General features: G+C 30.5%; 16 protein-coding genes. 6 read left to right on the top strand and 10 right to left on the bottom strand.

What is annotated here, in order from left to right; genetic code table 11:
• Positions 1-289: 289 nt before the first annotated feature.
• The 7 genes from MHI13_RS00385 to MHI13_RS00355 all read right to left on the bottom strand — a co-directional run bounded on the left by MHI13_RS00385 (position 290) and on the right by MHI13_RS00355 (position 6,687).
• Positions 290-772 (bottom strand): YdhK family protein, encoded by a 483-nt coding sequence (locus tag MHI13_RS00385; RefSeq protein WP_002487267.1) that lies wholly within the window; start codon positions 770-772, stop codon positions 290-292.
• Positions 773-791: 19 nt separating this feature from the next.
• Entirely contained in the window at positions 792-2,225 is a 1,434-nt protein-coding gene (locus tag MHI13_RS00380) for a multicopper oxidase family protein (protein WP_019835048.1), read from the bottom strand.
• Between the two features lie 14 nt (positions 2,226-2,239).
• The gene (locus MHI13_RS00375; RefSeq protein WP_070548250.1) at positions 2,240-4,303 is read right to left on the bottom strand and encodes a heavy metal translocating P-type ATPase; all 2,064 of its coding nucleotides are present in this window, start codon (positions 4,301-4,303) and stop codon (positions 2,240-2,242) included.
• Between the two features lie 709 nt (positions 4,304-5,012).
• Positions 5,013-5,141 carry a hypothetical protein gene (locus tag MHI13_RS00370; protein ID WP_017175598.1) on the bottom strand — a complete coding sequence of 43 codons (129 nt, stop codon included), beginning with the start codon at positions 5,139-5,141 and terminating at the stop codon, positions 5,013-5,015.
• A 13-nt stretch (positions 5,142-5,154) separates the two neighbouring features.
• Complete coding sequence (locus tag MHI13_RS00365; protein WP_002454595.1) at positions 5,155-6,039, bottom strand: permease; 885 nt, start codon at positions 6,037-6,039, stop codon at positions 5,155-5,157.
• An 87-nt stretch (positions 6,040-6,126) separates the two neighbouring features.
• Positions 6,127-6,447 (bottom strand): ArsR/SmtB family transcription factor, encoded by a 321-nt coding sequence (locus MHI13_RS00360; RefSeq protein WP_002449352.1) that lies wholly within the window; start codon positions 6,445-6,447, stop codon positions 6,127-6,129.
• Between the two features lie 45 nt (positions 6,448-6,492).
• Positions 6,493-6,687, bottom strand: a complete 195-nt coding sequence (locus MHI13_RS00355; RefSeq protein ID WP_002441924.1) for a hypothetical protein — start codon at positions 6,685-6,687, stop codon at positions 6,493-6,495.
• 281 nt (positions 6,688-6,968) lie between these two features.
• Between MHI13_RS00355 and arsD the strand changes: the two genes are divergently transcribed.
• The 6 genes from arsD to arsC are packed head-to-tail and all read left to right on the top strand — an operon-like array spanning position 6,969 to position 12,705.
• The gene (gene arsD, locus MHI13_RS00350; RefSeq protein ID WP_002449502.1) at positions 6,969-7,316 is read left to right on the top strand and encodes an arsenite efflux transporter metallochaperone ArsD; all 348 of its coding nucleotides are present in this window, start codon (positions 6,969-6,971) and stop codon (positions 7,314-7,316) included.
• Positions 7,303-9,024: an arsenical pump-driving ATPase gene (gene arsA / locus MHI13_RS00345; RefSeq protein ID WP_017175596.1), complete on the top strand. Its 1,722-nt coding sequence runs from the start codon at positions 7,303-7,305 to the stop codon at positions 9,022-9,024. Before arsD ends, arsA begins: the two co-directional genes overlap by 14 nt.
• Entirely contained in the window at positions 9,024-10,688 is a 1,665-nt protein-coding gene (locus MHI13_RS00340) for an FAD-dependent oxidoreductase (protein WP_002488499.1), read from the top strand. Before arsA ends, MHI13_RS00340 begins: the two co-directional genes overlap by 1 nt.
• A complete protein-coding gene (locus MHI13_RS00335; protein ID WP_001830569.1) occupies positions 10,685-10,999 on the top strand; it encodes an ArsR/SmtB family transcription factor in 315 nt (104 codons plus the stop codon). Before MHI13_RS00340 ends, MHI13_RS00335 begins: the two co-directional genes overlap by 4 nt.
• The gene (arsB, locus tag MHI13_RS00330; protein ID WP_049415106.1) at positions 10,999-12,291 is read left to right on the top strand and encodes an arsenite efflux transporter membrane subunit ArsB; all 1,293 of its coding nucleotides are present in this window, start codon (positions 10,999-11,001) and stop codon (positions 12,289-12,291) included. The genes MHI13_RS00335 and arsB overlap by 1 nt, the downstream gene beginning before the upstream one ends.
• Positions 12,292-12,309: 18 nt before the next feature.
• Positions 12,310-12,705: an arsenate reductase (thioredoxin) gene (gene arsC, locus MHI13_RS00325; RefSeq protein ID WP_017175594.1), complete on the top strand. Its 396-nt coding sequence runs from the start codon at positions 12,310-12,312 to the stop codon at positions 12,703-12,705.
• A 138-nt stretch (positions 12,706-12,843) separates the two neighbouring features.
• Here the strand turns inward: arsC and MHI13_RS00320 are convergent, their stop codons facing one another.
• From MHI13_RS00320 to MHI13_RS00310, 3 genes are all read right to left on the bottom strand, one after another.
• Positions 12,844-13,476: a hypothetical protein gene (locus tag MHI13_RS00320; protein ID WP_049415103.1), complete on the bottom strand. Its 633-nt coding sequence runs from the start codon at positions 13,474-13,476 to the stop codon at positions 12,844-12,846.
• Between the two features lie 11 nt (positions 13,477-13,487).
• A complete protein-coding gene (locus MHI13_RS00315) occupies positions 13,488-13,871 on the bottom strand; it encodes a hypothetical protein (protein ID WP_049379373.1) in 384 nt (127 codons plus the stop codon).
• A 355-nt stretch (positions 13,872-14,226) separates the two neighbouring features.
• Positions 14,227-15,000 carry a hypothetical protein gene (locus MHI13_RS00310; RefSeq protein ID WP_228452114.1) on the bottom strand — a complete coding sequence of 258 codons (774 nt, stop codon included), beginning with the start codon at positions 14,998-15,000 and terminating at the stop codon, positions 14,227-14,229.
• Between the last annotated feature and the right edge of the window lie 212 nt (positions 15,001-15,212).

Here is a 15,212-nt window from a genome sequence, read left to right as displayed (position 1 = left end):
AAGTAATATGATATATTTTTCTTCTAATTCTTGTCTCATTTGTTCTAAACTTGCTGAAAAACCGCATCACTTATGATAAGCGTCTGCGTATCGGTTAATGATGCGGTTTTTAATTATATAATTTCATTTAATAAGGTAATGAACAGTTTTTTGATAAATGTTATTCTTCTAAAATTCTTTTTAATTTACACACTAAAAAATATCCTCCTTAACAATAATAAGTTATTTAAATTATTGATTAAGGAGGATATTTTTATATCTATTTATTTCTCAATCTAGAACTAGATTTTTATCGTGCTTTCAGTTCATTTCCTGTCATCCATTTATGATTTTTAATGATTTTACCATTATCTTTGGATTTGTAATCAACCACGTAAACAGTCGTCTTTTTCACGTTATCTATATTGGCTGTAGCACCTTTCATACCAGACATATGACTTGCTTCTAATTTAACAGTATCGCCCTTACTAAATCCATCTTTAGGTGCATCTTTGATCTCTTCGTTTACGACCCATTTATGATTGTTTACTTTTTCATTTCCATTTGTGGGTTTATAACTTACAACATAGGCATATGTTTTATACGCACCTTTTACAGTAGCTTCTGCACCTTTCATACCTGGCATATGTCCTGCTGTAATCGTTACTTTATCTCCTACTTTAAATTCACCCTCATTAGTCGATGTCATATCTTCAGGAACTTTACTTTCATCATTATGCTTCATATGGCTCTCACTTTTTTGGTCATTAGTGTCTTTATCTTTTTTCATCATATTAAAATCTCCCTATTGATTAATTTGTTACTTTTACTTGACCCATCATTCCATTATCTTCATGCTCAAGTATATGACAGTGAAACATGTATGTTCCAGTATTTTTAAATACAACCTCTATTTTAGCTTTTTGTCCAGGTTCCAAAGATATAACATCCTTTTTACCCCTCATATCTTTTGGAGGTTTCTCCCCATCCACAGATAAAACTTTAAATTGCGTTCCATGGATGTGGAAAGGATGTTTCATACCACCCATTTTATCTTTGACGTTTTCAATTTCCCATACTTCTTTCTGGTTTAACTTTTGTGTAAAATCTATTCTGTTAGGATCGAATTTATTACCATTAATGGTAACATGATCATTCATACCTTCTAATTTTATTTTCTTACCTACTTTTGGTGTATTACTTTTGTTAGAACTTTTCTCTTTGTTACTAATCGGTAAAATTACAGTTTTATCATTATCAACCAGATTGATTTTCTCGCCTTTCATTTTAGATAAATCTATTACTATTTCTTTTCTTTCTGAAGGAGCTAAATTAATTTCTTTTAATTTTTTAGCGTTTTTTAATTGACCGCCATCTGAAGCAATATACTCAAAACTTTGATTATTACTTAGCTTAAGATTTAAATCTCGAGCATTAGAACCATTTAAAAGTCTCAAACGTATTTTCTCTTCTTTTGCTGTAAGTTTGGGGTTTACTATTCCGTTCACAAGAACAGTATCACCTTGAGTGCCATCTTCGTCTTTCGTTTTTGAATAATTTAATTTTTTAGATACAAATGTTTTATCTTGAATTATTATAGGCAAATCATTTTTTCCATAATTACTAGGATAATTATTCTTTTTACTATCTTCTATATATAATAATCCTGATAAGCCATTATAAACTTGTTTAGCTGTATTTGGAGAGGGGTGGGGGTGATACCATAACGTAGCAGAATCTTGATTAACCTCAAATTTTATAGTTTTTTCTTTTCCTGGTTTTATAACCTGAGAAGGCCCTCCATCCACTTTTCCATTTACTTCTAATCCATGCCAATGAAATGTTGTATTTTCATCTAAGTTATTTATTAACTTAATTTTAACTTTATCTCCTTTTTTTAATTTTAAAGTTGGTCCAAGTAAATTTCCATTGTAGCCTAGAGTATTAGAAAAATTATTTTTGTAAAACTCTGTCTTTCCTTTCTGAGCTTTTAATGTATAATTTTTATAACCATTGTTATCTTTTTTTGACTCTGCAACTTCAGGAAATATTATTTCATTTTTTCCTTGTGAAGAATTTAATTTCTTTCTTTCGTCATGATGTTTCATATTCATCATATCCATTGTATTTTTCTTATCTTCTTTCATGTTCATCATGTCATTCTTACTTTCTGCGAAAGTATCATTAGACGCAATAATTATTATGGAAAAAATTATAATTAAAATTGCAAAAACTTTATTATACATAAGGTTTACCTCTTTTATTTTAATTTTAATGTAAAAGCATTAATCGCTACTATAACTGTACTTAAAGACATTAATATTGCTCCTACAGCTGGTGATAATATTAACCCGATAAAAGCTAATGCGCCAGCTGCTAAAGGTACAGCAACAATATTATAACCTGCACCCCACCATAAGTTTTGCACCATTTTTTTCATAGTATTATTTGAAAGAGTCAAGAAATGAATGATATCTGATGGATTACTTTTAACAAGTATGACATCACCTGAATCCACTGCAACATCTGTGCCTGCACCAATTGCTATACCAATATCGGCTCTTATAAGACTCGGCGCATCGTTGATACCGTCTCCGACCATCATGACTTTATTACCGTCACTTTGATAATCTTTTATAATGCTTTCCTTATCTTCTGGCATGAGTTGTGCGTGGACATCACTAATACCTAATTCTTTTGCGACAGCGTGTGCCACTTCATTATTATCACCTGTAAGCATGACTGGTGTAATATTTCTTGATAGTAAATCAGCTACCATTTGTTTTGAGCTTTCTTTAATTTGATCTCCTTGAGCAATCATGCCAATGACTTGTTGATCCTCAATTAAATAGCTGATTGAATTACCTTGTTGAGCTAATTTAGTAAACAAGTCATCGTCATAATTAAGTTTATGTTTATCAAGATAAGAGACATTTGTTATTTTATATGTTTTATTATCAATTAGACCTTCTAATCCGACACCCGGAATATTATTAACGTCTTGTGGATTAGTAAATGAAACATTTTTACTTTTCGCAAAATCAACAATACTTATAGCTAATGGGTGATTAGATTGACTTTCTAATGAGGCGAAAAGGCTTAATATTGTATCATTACTCAAATCATTTTTAAAGCTCTCATAATGATTCACAGAAAAGTTACCCTCAGTTAAAGTACCAGTTTTATCCATCATTACATAATCGATATGTTGAGCTATTTCTACAGACTCTCTATTTTTAATAATTAAACCATTATGTGCACCAATTGAAGTCGAACGTGCAGTGACTAAAGGTATTGCCAAGCCTAAAGCATGTGGACAAGCAATGACTAACACAGTTACAAGACGTTCTAATGCAAAATCAACATCATTTTGAATGAGCATCCAGACAATAAAAGAAATCACGCCAACAATTACAGCAAAGTAGAATAAATAACCCGCTACTTTATCAGATAACAATTCAGCACTAGATTTATCATTTTGTGCTTGATTAACAAGTCCCATAACTTGAGAAAGATATCCATCTTCTCCCACAGCTGTAACCTTGACTTGTATTGTTCCAGACCCATTAATAGAACCCCCGATGACGTTGTCATTTTGATTTTTTTGTACTTTTTTAGATTCTCCAGTGACTAGGGATTCATCTATAGATGTTTGTCCTTGAACGATAATACCATCTGTTGGAATGCTTTCTCCGGCTTTTACTTCGACGATATCATCAGTCATGATGTCTGATATTTTAACTTCTTCGCGTTGGCCATTATCCATAACTTTAATCGCACTATTAGGTAACAGTTCTGCCATTTTCTTTAAAGCATCTCCAGCATTTCCGACAGCATTCATTTCTATCCAATGTCCTAATAGCATAATTAAAATTAAGGTTGCTAATTCCCAAAAAAAGTCCATTGTATGACCAGTTGCACTACTAAAGTTATTCATATAAAAAGCATACAAGCTATAAATATAAGCTACTGAAATACCTAGAGCAACTAAGGTCATCATGCCTGGTTTTTTTTCAGCAATTTCATCTTTACCACCAGACAAGAACGGTTTACCACCATAAAAGAATAAAATTGTACTTAATATTAACACTACCCATTCAGAACCTGGAAATGTGAATTGAAAAGGTAAGTTAACACCCATCAGTGGCGATAAAAGAATGATAGGTATTCCAAAAATTAATGAAACAAAAAACTTAACTTTAAAATTTCCATGATGATGTGCATGGCCACTATGATGATTATGTGATTCATGGTTATCATGATGCATGTGATTGGAATGATTCATGTGATTTTGATGATTATGCGCTTCACCATTATTATTCAAATTAACCCCTCCTAATAAAAATGTTATAGTAAAACTACTTATACTATAACATATACCCCCCTAGGGTATAAATAGTTTCGATTTATCTCCATTTATGGATTTATTTATATCATTCTGAAAATGATGTCTACACGTCCTACATTAGACCTTGTCATCGATGTTTAAAACAAGGTTTTAATTAAAAAATCTCATCTGAACTATCGCATGACAATACACTCTGACCAAGGTTAGCATTATCAACACAAATCATATATTACTATTCTTAAAGAAAATAACGCATTTCAAAGTAGGTCTAGAAAAGCAAATTGTCTAGATCATTATTTAATGAAGCCAGTAAATGAATTCATAATAAACTCATTTACTGGCTATTTTTCTAGTATTTATATTCAGTCTTTTCAAACTATATTAATCATTTTTTGATTCTCAAATTCTACGCCACAATAGCTGCATTTTATTAAAGATACTATATATTCAATCAATTTCAGAGTGAGTTATATACAACCTCATTTTTAGTTTTATTTATAATATGATTCTGCGTATCGGTTAATGATGCGGTTTTTAATTAACGTCTTTTTGTTATAAGTCTTAAAGAAATACTAAATAAACACATCATTTTCCTTAATTGAAACGAAAGAACGACAAATTCCATACTATTACATTGGAATTTGTCGTTCATTTATTAGAAGCATATATTTTACAGACTTCTAAATTAATTGTTACAACAACAATTATTATCCTGTTGCTCTTTTTCATTTTTTTCATTTTTTTCTTCAATTTCTACAGAACAACAAGATTGTTCCTGAGGTTTTAATTTTTTTAATACGTCTTTGACTCCCATTATCTCACCTCCTTTAAATAACGATGTTCACCATCAAACCTGTAGAAATAGCTACAACTAAAATGGCGATAACGAATGAGATTACAAATTTTTTCTTGAATAGTTTCGATAATAATACAACTTCTGGAATACTTGCACCAGCACCACCAATGATCAAAGCAACAACTGTCCCAAGCGACATTCCTTTTGAAGCTAATGCTTCAGCTATAGGTAACATGGTTTCAGGTCTAATATACATAGGAATACCTATAATAGAAGCAATAAATACGGATATAATGCCACCTCCACTCGCATATTTAGTAATAAATGTTTCGGGTACAAAGCCATATATAAAAGCACCAATAAATACACCGATAAATAAGTAAGGAATCATTGGATATAAGAATGCCCAAGCATCATTTAATGCTTGTTTAAAACGAGATCCATTTTTATTAGCGAAAAACCCATCGCCTTTAACATTTACACCTTTATAACTTTTAGATAAATTCATTTTTGAAAATACTAGACCCGTTAAGACACTAAAGATTGCTAGTACAATAAAATAAACAACAGCAACTTTCCAACCTAATAAGGCCCATAACATAAATATCATTAAGGGATTCATTAAAGGTGACGCAATTAAAAAACTCATTGCAGGACCAAATGGAACTTTAGAATTTAATAAACCTGCAAGTATAGGAATTGTAGAACAAGAACAAAATGGTGTCATCGCACCAAAAGCCATTCCCAAAATATAATTAATAGCTTGATTAGGTTTACTTAAAAAGTATTTTATTTTTTCTTCTGAAACTATCTGCTGGATGATACTTACAATAAAGCTCACGATGATAAATAGTATGAATAGTTCAAAAAACAACATCACAAATGTTTTTATAAATTCCATAATTGAATCTAACATGAATATAATGCCTCCAAATTTAATTAATCAATATTTCTTGATGTATTAATCAAAAAAAATTGATTAATACTACATTAAAAAAGATACTTAAAGTATCTTACAACAAGTATCTTCATTTAAAACAACCTGTATTTGCTGCTCATTAATTTTATAATAATTCCATGTGCCATGCTTTTCAGCAATAAGAACATTTGCATCTACTAATTTTTTTAAATGATAAGAAAGTTTAGATTGTTTTATATCTAATAACTCTTCTAAATCACATACACATAATGATTTATTGAAGCTTTGGCTAATTTGATTTAGTATTTTTAATCTGATTTTATCGGCAAGTGCATTAAACATATTTTCATAAAAGTCAAATTGTTGATCTTCACTCATATCAGTCTTTGCTTTAATAACTTCCATAAAAGACCATCCTTTTTATAATATTTCATTGAGTTTATATTATCTTTATTTCAATTCTTGAATTGCTTGTTTATAGTTATTTTTTGTTGATTCTCCATACTGATTAATGTTCCCTTTAAAAAACTCCTTTTCCATATATATTGTAGCTTCTTTTAAATTGATTTCTCTTGATAGCATAACAAGATTTAAATAACTTACAAAATAACCAACAGTTAAAGTACTTGCATGGTTTACTCGCAATCAAGCACGCCTCCTTATTGTCAACGTAGTTTTATATCATTTAATACATCAATTTTTTTTGATGTATTAAATGTAAATCAATATCCATATTATCGCAAGAAGAAAACCTATAATTTTACATAAACTTAGGTATTGCTCACAGAAATACTAAAATAATTTTTTATAAATTGTATTATTAAGAATTAAATTTAGTAAAATTTTTAAAACTCAAATAAAAACATAGACATCCATCTATATAGATGTTAGTCTATAATCGTAAATTAATTAATGAGGTGAGTATAATGTTAAATATTGAAATATACGAAGAAGCTATGTGCTGTTCTACTGGGGTATGTGGTCCAGAACCGGATGAAACACTAATAAAAGCGAACCAAATCAATGAATATTTAAAACAAAATCAAATAGAAGTTCAACGTTATAATATGAATAATAATCCGAATGAATTCATTAAAAATCAAGAAGTTATTCGTTTAATTCAAGAAAAAGGTGATGAAGTTTTACCAATCACTTTTATAGAAGGCGGTATAGCTAAAACGGGCGCTTATATTACCCAAGAAGAAGCCGATGAAATCATTACAGTTAATCAAATGAGAAATGGAGGATGCTGTGGTGGAGATGGATGCTGTTAAATACTTAAATAAATTGAATTTAGATAACATTGAGTTAACAAAATATTTGTTTTTTACTGGTAAAGGTGGCGTAGGCAAAACAACGATATCAAGTTTTATTGCTTTAAACTTAGCAGAGAATGGAAAGAAAGTAGCTTTAGTAAGTACTGATCCAGCTAGTAATTTACAAGATGTATTTCAAATGGAATTATCTAATAAATTAACTAAATATCAACCTATACCTAATCTCTCTATAGCCAATTTTGACCCGATTGCTGCTGCAGACGATTATAAAGCACAATCTATAGAACCTTATGAGGGTATTCTACCAGAAGATGTGCTTTCTGAAATGAAAGAACAGTTAAGTGGTTCATGTACAGTTGAAGTAGCAGCATTTAATGAATTTACAAATTTTTTATCCGATAAAACTTTAGAACAAGAATTTGATTTCATTATATTTGATACAGCTCCTACAGGTCACACCTTGAGAATGCTTGAATTACCTTCTGCATGGACAGATTATTTAAATACAACGAGTAATGACGCTTCTTGCTTAGGTCAATTATCAGGTTTAAATGAAAATAGAGTTAAATATAATTCAGCACTTGAAAAACTACGTAACCAAGATGATACGACCATGATGTTAGTTGCGAGACCTACTCATTCTTCTATATATGAAATTCAAAGAGCGCAACAAGAATTACAACAACTGTCAATTTCTAAATTCAAAGTAATCATTAACAACTATATAGAAGAAAGTCACGGTTTAATTTCGAGTCAGATGAAATCGGAACAAGATAAAAACATTAATCATTTTACTGAATGGTTAAATAACAATCATGCTTATTACGTTCCATATAAAAAGCAGAAAGAAGAAGGTATAGAAAGTTTAACGAATCTATTAAATGATGATAACTTAATTGAAAATGATGACTTTATTGTTGAAGATCATCCGCAATTTAATAAATTAATCGATGAAATTGAAAATAGTAAAGTTCAATATTTATTTACAATGGGAAAAGGTGGCGTTGGTAAAACGACAGTAGCAACGCAATTAGCTACAACGTTATCTAATAAAGGATATCGTGTTCTTTTAGCAACTACTGACCCTACTAAAGAAATTAATGTTGAAACTACAAGTAATTTAAATACTGCTTATATTGATGAAGAACAAGCATTAGAAAAGTATAAAAAAGAAGTACTAGCCACAGTGAATGATGATACACCACAAGACGATATTGATTATATTATGGAAGATTTAAAATCACCTTGTACAGAAGAAATAGCATTTTTCAAAGCCTTTAGTGACATTATGGAGAATCAAGACGACATGGATTACGTCATTGTAGATACAGCTCCTACAGGCCATACTTTGCTGTTACTTGATTCTAGTGAAAATCATCATAGAGAATTAAAGAAAAAATCAACTCAAACTACCAGTAATGTTGAAACATTATTACCTAAGATTCAAAATAAAAATTTAACACAGATGATAATCGTAACACTAGCAGAAAAAACACCTTATTTAGAATCTAAACGTTTAGTAGAAGATTTAAATAGAGCTAATATAGGCCATAATTGGTGGGTTGTTAATCAATCGTTAGTTACGCTAAATCAACGTGATGACCTTTTTAGTAACAAAAAAGAAGATGAATCATTTTGGATAAACAAGATTAAAAATGAAAGTCTTGATAATTATTTTGTCATACCTTATGGGGGGTTATCATAATGAAAAAAATTGTAATCATCGGTTCAGTTGCTGCCGGTACAAGTGTCGCGGCTAAAGCAAGAAGAAATAGTGAAGATGTGGAAATTATCGTTTTTGATAAAGATAATGATATTTCGTATTCAGTATGTGGTATCCCCTACTATATAGGCGGTAATGTATCTGATATTGATGAACTCACGCCAAGAAATGCTAAATGGTTTAAAGAGCGCTTTAATATAGATATTTATACAAAATATGAAGTGAATCAGATAAATGATACTGATCAAACAATAACTGTTACCAATTTAGTAAATGATGAAAAGATGATTCAAGAATATGACGAATTAGTATTAGCAACAGGCTCATCGCCTAAGGAACTTCCTCAATTAAATAGCGAAGAATATAACAATGTATTTAAAGTTAAGAATATTAATGATGCGAAAGCAATTTATAATTATATTGAGAGCAATGATGTTCAGAATATAACAATCATTGGTGGTGGATTTATTGGTCTAGAAATGTTAGAACAATTATCTAACTACAATACTTCAATTATTCAACGCAGTACTTTTATGCCTCATTTAGACTACGATATCAGTTTTATGATTCAAGAATATATTGAAGATAAAGCTAACGTATATACCTATAATGAAATAGATAGTATTGATTATGATGAAAATCATACAATAAATAGAGTAAGCTTAAAAACTGGCGAATTAATTGATACAGATTTAATCATTATTGGGATTGGTGTCACACCAAATACTAAATTAGCTAAAGAAATTGGTATTAATATTGGAAAATCTGGAGCAATACAAACCAATAAGTATTTTGAAACAAATATTCCTCACATATATGCAATTGGTGATGTAGCAGAAAGTTATAATTTAATTACTGGTGACCCTATATATAGACCGCTAGGTTCTACAGCAAATAAAATGGGACGTATTTTAGGAGATCGATTAACTGGTGGAAATCTAGAACATAAAGGCATTTTAGGAACAGGCATTGTTCGTATATTTGATATGACAATTGCCCAAACAGGCTTAACTGAAAAAGAAGCTATTGATTTAGATATTGATATTGACGTATTACACAATGTGAAACCGAATCGTCCAGAATATATGCAAGGCCAAGAAATGGTAATTAAAGCTATATTTGATAAAAACAATTCTAAATTACTGGGTGCTCAAATTATTGGGTATGAAGGTGTAGATAAGAGAATAGATGTACTAGCTACTGCTATAACGTTTGGCGCCCATGCAGAAGATTTATTTCATTTAGATTTAGCATATGCGCCTCCTTTTTCTACAACTAAAGATCCTGTTATTTATACAGGGATGATTGGACACAATATTACTCGAGGACGCAAAATTATAACGCCTGAAGAAGTCATAAAACAAAATAATGACTTATTGATTTTAGATGTACGTTCTCCAAAGCAATTTGAAGTTAATCATGTTGATGGAGCGATTAACGTCCCATTGAAAATATTGAGAAGTTATGCAAAAACATTAGATAAAAATCAAAAGATAGTGACTTATTGTAATAAAGGTACTACTGGGAATGCTGCACAAAACGTACTTATTAATTTAGGTTTTAAACAAGTGTTTAATTTGTCAGGTGGTAATAAAAATTATCAACGTTATAAAAGGTTTCAAGTAGAAAGGAAGAAGAAAAATTGAATTATAAAAAAATTTCACAATACTTAAAAGTGATTGCTGATAGTAGCCGCCTTGAAATATTAGACTTGTTATCTTGTGGTGAATTATGCGCTTGTGATTTATTAGAGCATTTTTCTTTTTCTCAACCCACATTAAGTCATCATATGAAAGTATTAAAAGACAATAATTTAATTACATCCAGAAAAGATGGTAATAAAATTTTATACAAATTGAATCATGACGTATTGGATGACGTTACATCACGACTGACTCTATTGAGTTCCAGTGCTGGCCCATGTATATGTGAAACAGTAGAGAAAGGTGAGTGTTAATGATGACGATATTAGCAATCACAATATTTGTATTAACGTTAATTTTTGTTATATGGCAACCTAAAGGTCTAGATATTGGTATTACTGCATTAATTGGTGCTGTAGTTGCTATAATCACTGGCGTTGTAAGCTTTTCAGACGTACTAGAAGTTACTGGAATTGTTTGGAATGCGACTTTAACTTTTGTTGCAGTTATTCTTATTTCACTCATATTAGATGAAATTGGATTCTTTGAATGGTCTGCCATACATATGGTAAGAGCATCAAAGGGTAATGGCTTGAAAATGTTTATCTTTATCATGCTCTTAGGTTCAGTTGTAGCAGCCTTCTTCGCAAATGATGGTGCGGCTTTAATACTGACGCCTATTGTTTTAGCAATGGTACGTAGTTTAGGATTTGATAAAAAAGCGATATTCCCATTTATTATTGCTAGTGGTTTTATCGCAGATACTACGTCTCTTCCATTAATTGTTAGTAATTTAGTTAATATTGTTTCTGCTGATTACTTTGATATTGGATTTGTTGAGTACTTCAGTAAAATGATTATACCTAATATATTCTCTTTAATCGCAAGTATTCTTGTCTTATGGCTTTATTTTAGAAAGTCTATCCCAAGAAAATTTGATGCAGTAAATATTAGAGAACCAAAAGAAGCGATTAAGGACAAAAAGCTTTTTAATATCTCATGGATTGTACTCACTGTATTGCTAGTTGGTTATTTAATAAGTGAGTTTATAAATATTCCAGTATCAATTATTGCTGGTATCATTGCTTTAATATTTGTATTATTAGCACGTAAGTCTAAGGCTGTGCATACGAAACAAGTAATTAAAGGTGCGCCATGGAATATTGTTTTATTCTCTATTGGTATGTATCTTGTGGTATTTGGTCTAAAAAATGTGGGCATCACAACGCTTCTTAGTGATGTACTAACAAATATTTCAAATTACGGCTTATTTAGTGGTATCATGGGCATGGGCTTTATAGCTGCATTCCTTTCATCCATTATGAACAACATGCCAACTGTTTTAATAGATGCAATAGCGATTGGTCAATCTCAAACAACAAGCATACTCAAGGAAGGCATGATTTATGCGAATGTTATCGGATCTGATTTAGGACCTAAAATAACACCAATTGGTTCGTTAGCAACACTTCTCTGGTTACATGTGCTTACTCAAAAAGGTGTTAAAATTTCTTGGGGACAATACTTTAAAATCGGTATTATTATAACGATTCCGGTATTATTTATCACACTGTTAGGGTTATATCTAACACTTATTATTTTCTAAAAAAAGAGGAAACTATTTATGGATAAAAAAACAATTTACTTTATATGTACAGGTAATTCATGCCGTAGCCAAATGGCTGAAGGTTGGGGTAAAAAAATCTTAGGTGACGAATGGCAAGTATATTCTGGCGGTATTGAGGCACACGGTGTCAATCCGAAAGCAATCGAAGCGATGAAAGAAGTCGGAATTGATATCTCAAACCATACTTCTAATTTAATTGACAACACTATACTAAACCAATCCGATTTAGTAGTAACTCTATGTAGTGATGCTGATCAAAACTGTCCTGTATTGCCGCCTAATGTAAAAAAAGAACATTGGGGATTTGATGATCCAGCAGGCAAACCTTGGTCAGAATTCCAACGTGTTAGAGATGAAATCAAAGCAGCCATTGACTCATTTAAGGCTAGATAAATTTTAAGCGTCTCAATATCATTGAGACGCTTTTTTTAATATGCCATTTTAGACGATTACAGAGTTTTAAAATGATGAGCACACTTTAACTTTATTAAAATTCCCTTCTATTAAGAACGTTGAACGACTCAATGTGAGTTATTGCAATACACTATTTTTAATTTTCACTTTCTCACCGGTTTTAATTTTATCGTATTGCTTTTTCGGGACAACAACTAAACGTTTGCCTTTATTAGTTTGAACGGTAATGGTATATAATTTCTCATGTGCTTTCATTTGTTGTTTCAACATGTTTTTTTGGTATTCAACATGATTGGTTTTATTTTTATACATACCGGATGTAATAAAATAAAAAAATAACCAATTATTATAATATGAAGTGGCCATAAATTGTGACGCATATGAGCCCCCTGGTCTGTATCGATGTCTTGTAGACACCATTGATCGTGCTTGTTGAGATTGAATTTTACCAGTATCTTGTTTGAATTTTGATGATTTGTTATTATATGTCATACTATTTGTTCGACTAGCTTGTTGCGCTGCACGTTGACTTGATTGTTTTGCAACTCGTGAAGCATTCATCGTACTTGAACGACTCATTGACGAACTTGAAGACGTTGAGCTTCTAACTGCAGAAGATGACGAACTACTACTCGAACTTGAGCTACTCGTGCTTGATGTTACAGCTTCTAAATTTGTAGACAATATACAAAGCGAGAGCACATTAAAGATTATCATTATACTTATCATTTTTAATACTTTATGCTTCACCCACTCACCTCTTACTCTTTAGATACTTCATCTTTAGCAGTAACTTGTCCTTCAATATCGTCATCGCCATAAATCATATATGGTGGACGATAGACATGAATCTTTTTACCATCTTTAATTATATAAGGCTTTTTATTTCCATCATTTAAAATATGTTCATAAACGTGTTCTAAATCCGTCTTTTGTAAATGTGATTTACCATTTTTATCTTTATATTTTATTTCCACATTGGGTGTATCTTCTGAACCATTATTTAGCACTTCATAATACTCATATGTATATTTCTCTGACTTTTGACTATCTTTAGAAGGTTCTTTCTGTTCTCCCGATGTTCCACAAGCTGCTAAGATAAAAGACAAACTCAGTAGACTAGCTAATAATATTATCTTTTTCATAAACACTCTCCTCTACTCATTTGCATTGTAACATTCTTATTCCATTCATTTCCAAGTGAGGGATATATAACTTATTTTATCTTTAACACTTTTATATACATTTTAATATATCAATTGTAAGTTATTTCATTTTTAATTATTTTTGTTAAACTATATTTAAAATCATCGATCACTTTTACTTATAAGTTTAACTTTTAAATACAAAATATGGTAAGTAAGGAGAGATAGCTATGTCAATATGGTTTGTTTTATTACCCTCACTATCTTTTTTAGCCGTTATGATCATAGGGTATATTTGTACTAAAATCTTTATTCGCTAATATACGGGTCGCCTTATACTATCGCTATACTTCACTTATTGTGTTTGCTTATTGATCACACATTGTAAGTAAATGGCTAGTAATATTTCTTTCTCTACTCTAGTGCTGTGAATGTGTATAGTGTGTTTTTCGCCTCTTTTTTTAGTTCGCTTGCTTTTTGAAATATCTAAAAAACTACGCTTTGCGGTTAATACTACGTCATTCTCAAATGTAATTTTGGTTTCATTACTAAAAAATGGATTGCTTACATCAAATACCTCAGATTTGTAATTAAACGTATAAGGAATTTGTTGCTTTCCCCCACTTTTGAAAAACTGTTTCATCTCAAGCGTGCCTACTTCTTCATTATTCAAATACATCGTATATTGAGGTCTATTAGCCACAACATTTGTACGAATTACTTTTACATTGTTCTCACTAGAAGTCATATATAGACTATATTTTGTTTGAACACCAAAGAGACTCAATAATTTATGAAATATATTAACAAAAACAGGCTTATACGTTATTGTCTCGTTACCGTATATCACATTGCTTTGATTCTCAATGATATATAGAGGCATTTGTACAAAGAATTCTCCCGCTTTAAAATCTTTATTATTGAGATTTTTATTAATGAGTGGATGCTTTTTTTGTAAATGTTTTCTAAAAAGTAAAACGCCTATTATAATTATAGTAACTATTCCCCAAACTAACCATGTACTCCAAAGTGGAACCTTGAATAATGATGATTTTCCCACAAGTACTAAAAACGTGTTTATTAAGTTAAATATGAGAAGCACTATCCATATCAGTGCTTCACGAAACATCGTCATTATTCATTTCTCCTTTATTTAATAAGTAAGTTTATAATATATCATGCAATCTATTTTTTTATTGCTTTTGTGAGGTACTTTTGCGTATCGGTTAATGAGGCGGTTTTTTATACTTATATAAATTTTAATGGTTCTTATACTTTTTTATATGAACTTATTGTATCACTAACTAATCATCTTATTGAAAGACAGAAACGTAATTATTA

It is taken from the genome of Staphylococcus sp. FSL K6-0223 (genome assembly GCF_038008285.1).
This window is presented reverse-complemented; position numbering and strand designations above follow the sequence as displayed.

What these genes read in the sequence shown, in the direction of transcription:
- MHI13_RS00385 (WP_002487267.1), bottom strand. Translation starts at nt 772, where the DNA reads ATGATGAAAAAAGATAAAGACACTAATGACCAAAAAAGTGAGAGCCAT.
- MHI13_RS00380 (WP_019835048.1), bottom strand. Translation starts at nt 2,225, where the DNA reads ATGTATAATAAAGTTTTTGCAATTTTAATTATAATTTTTTCCATAATA.
- MHI13_RS00370 (WP_017175598.1), bottom strand. Translation starts at nt 5,141, where the DNA reads ATGGGAGTCAAAGACGTATTAAAAAAATTAAAACCTCAGGAACAATCT.
- MHI13_RS00365 (WP_002454595.1), bottom strand. Translation starts at nt 6,039, where the DNA reads ATGTTAGATTCAATTATGGAATTTATAAAAACATTTGTGATGTTGTTT.
- MHI13_RS00360 (WP_002449352.1), bottom strand. Translation starts at nt 6,447, where the DNA reads ATGGAAGTTATTAAAGCAAAGACTGATATGAGTGAAGATCAACAATTT.
- arsD (WP_002449502.1), top strand. Translation starts at nt 6,969, where the DNA reads ATGTTAAATATTGAAATATACGAAGAAGCTATGTGCTGTTCTACTGGG.
- arsA (WP_017175596.1), top strand. Translation starts at nt 7,303, where the DNA reads ATGGATGCTGTTAAATACTTAAATAAATTGAATTTAGATAACATTGAG.
- MHI13_RS00340 (WP_002488499.1), top strand. Translation starts at nt 9,024, where the DNA reads ATGAAAAAAATTGTAATCATCGGTTCAGTTGCTGCCGGTACAAGTGTC.
- arsB (WP_049415106.1), top strand. Translation starts at nt 10,999, where the DNA reads ATGATGACGATATTAGCAATCACAATATTTGTATTAACGTTAATTTTT.
- arsC (WP_017175594.1), top strand. Translation starts at nt 12,310, where the DNA reads ATGGATAAAAAAACAATTTACTTTATATGTACAGGTAATTCATGCCGT.
- MHI13_RS00315 (WP_049379373.1), bottom strand. Translation starts at nt 13,871, where the DNA reads ATGAAAAAGATAATATTATTAGCTAGTCTACTGAGTTTGTCTTTTATC.
- MHI13_RS00310 (WP_228452114.1), bottom strand. Translation starts at nt 15,000, where the DNA reads ATGTTTCGTGAAGCACTGATATGGATAGTGCTTCTCATATTTAACTTA.